At 33.0% G+C, this 1,742-nt stretch carries 2 protein-coding genes; both read right to left on the reverse strand.

Translation table 11 applies throughout. The features are described 5' to 3' along the window. Positions 1-296 precede the first annotated feature (296 nt). Positions 297-689 (reverse strand): helix-turn-helix domain-containing protein, encoded by a 393-nt coding sequence (locus DCO46_RS22515; RefSeq protein WP_116754697.1) that lies wholly within the window; start codon positions 687-689, stop codon positions 297-299. Positions 690-927: 238 nt separating this feature from the next. Continuing rightward, a complete protein-coding gene (locus DCO46_RS22520; RefSeq protein ID WP_116754698.1) occupies positions 928-1,698 on the reverse strand; it encodes a hypothetical protein in 771 nt (256 codons plus the stop codon). Between the last annotated feature and the right edge of the window lie 44 nt (positions 1,699-1,742).

Here is a 1,742-nt window from a genome sequence, read left to right on the forward strand (position 1 = left end):
AATTGAGGTTGTAAATCCAATAAAGGAGAAATAGAAAATTATTATAGAGATTACTATGATGAATTTTACAAAGACGTGACTATAACGAGAGGCGATTATGGAATTGATAAGCTGTCAGAAGAAAATAAAAAAGTGCATGGAAGTCCTAATTATAGAACAAAAAAAAATATAGCAAGAATGCTAAATCAATAAATATATAATCTTCCTAGTTTGATTGCGTGATTCATAAAGGGGAAGAGTACAAAAAAAGAGATCTTAAGATCTCTTTTTTTTAAATATATACGTTTAAAAAAACGCTATTTCTTATCTAGAAATTTCTCTAAATACTCAACTTTATCTTTTTCAGCTTGTACCAAACGTTCGTAAAGTTCAACAACTTTATCAAGAGGATTAAAAGTACAATCTGTTGCAAAAATACTGCCTGTTGTAACAATATTATCATGGAAACTATTAAAGTAATTAATAACGCCTTCATCTGAAAAGTTTTTAATCGCTTCAACTGTAACATCAAGAGCTTTTGCTATCTCAATTAGTTTTTGTTCGTCTACAGTTTCACTGTTTTCAATAGCAGAAACCGCCTGCTGACTAACTCCTAAAGCTTGTGCCAGTGCTTCTTGTTTCAGATCTTTAAGCTCTCTGATTCGGCTTATATTTCTGCCGATATGTTTTGGTTTTGTTGCTGTATTCATATATCAAAGATATTTAAAATTCTTAAAAGTAATAAATTTTAGTAAAAAATAAACCTGTTTTTGTAAGATATTATTTTCATAATTTATATGCGCTGGTTTATCAAGCTTGTTGTAAAGTAAAATAGTAGACGCAGATTAATACTGATATTTTTATAAACCGTGTAAATCCGCGTTTTTGCGAAAGCAAATTTGTTTTATGAGCGTTCTATTTTATTTAATAATTGCCAATGGACAAATTTTACTTCTTCGTCCCCAACAAATACAAAATCTTAGTTGGCCCGGATTTTACTCTTCCAACTTCCCAGTTAAAATTTTCTTTATTGTTTAAATTAGAAACCAGGACGTTCATTTCGTCAACAGAATACGTTCTTAGAGACGAGACTACTCCATCCCATAAAATCAAAACAGGCACAATCGGAATAAGATAGGTAAAAATGATTCTGCCAATATGAAACGGCCGGATAAATGGCGTTGTCAGCAAAACACTAATTGGCGAAAAGATCATCGCCATAATACTCTGAAAACTTCTTTCCTGACCTTCAAAAATAGCAATCGAACTATTGCTGTCAACAGCATTCTGCAGGATTTGCTGAGCATCTGCGGGTTTAAAGTGATGCAAGGACAAAAACTGTGTTCTGAGTCCGTTTAGGTTTTCGGGAACGTTTCTGGCATCTATCGGAGTTCTGATAAAATCAAAATTGTCGGCTTCTTTTTGTGTGTGCTCAAAGGCCGGGATATTTGGGAAATAATCGGTTAGCAGAATTTTCAAATCAGGATTATTGCTTCTCAATTCATTATTCAGCCAGATTAATCCGCCGCCGCCGCCGGAACCCAAATCTATAATCTGGTTGGTTTTTGTTTCTCTTAAACCTTTTTCAATAACTGGCACAATTCCCTGATACATCGGAGTTTTATTAGAAAGGAATTGCAAAAAATCGGTCATATAATTTCTAATGAAACTCGGAAGCCAATTTTGATCCTCAAATTCGAACAAATGAATTCTTGCCATGTTATGTAGTTATCAGGTCAGTATAATTTTATTACTTTTCTTAC

Origin of the sequence: Flavobacterium sp. HTF, from assembly GCF_003105115.1 — a bacterium.
In the GTDB taxonomy this organism is placed as follows: domain Bacteria; phylum Bacteroidota; class Bacteroidia; order Flavobacteriales; family Flavobacteriaceae; genus Flavobacterium.

Coding starts and splice junctions, on each gene's coding strand:
- DCO46_RS22520 (WP_116754698.1), bottom strand. CDS start 1,698: ATGGCAAGAATTCATTTGTTCGAATTTGAGGATCAAAATTGGCTTCCG.
- DCO46_RS22515 (WP_116754697.1), bottom strand. CDS start 689: ATGAATACAGCAACAAAACCAAAACATATCGGCAGAAATATAAGCCGA.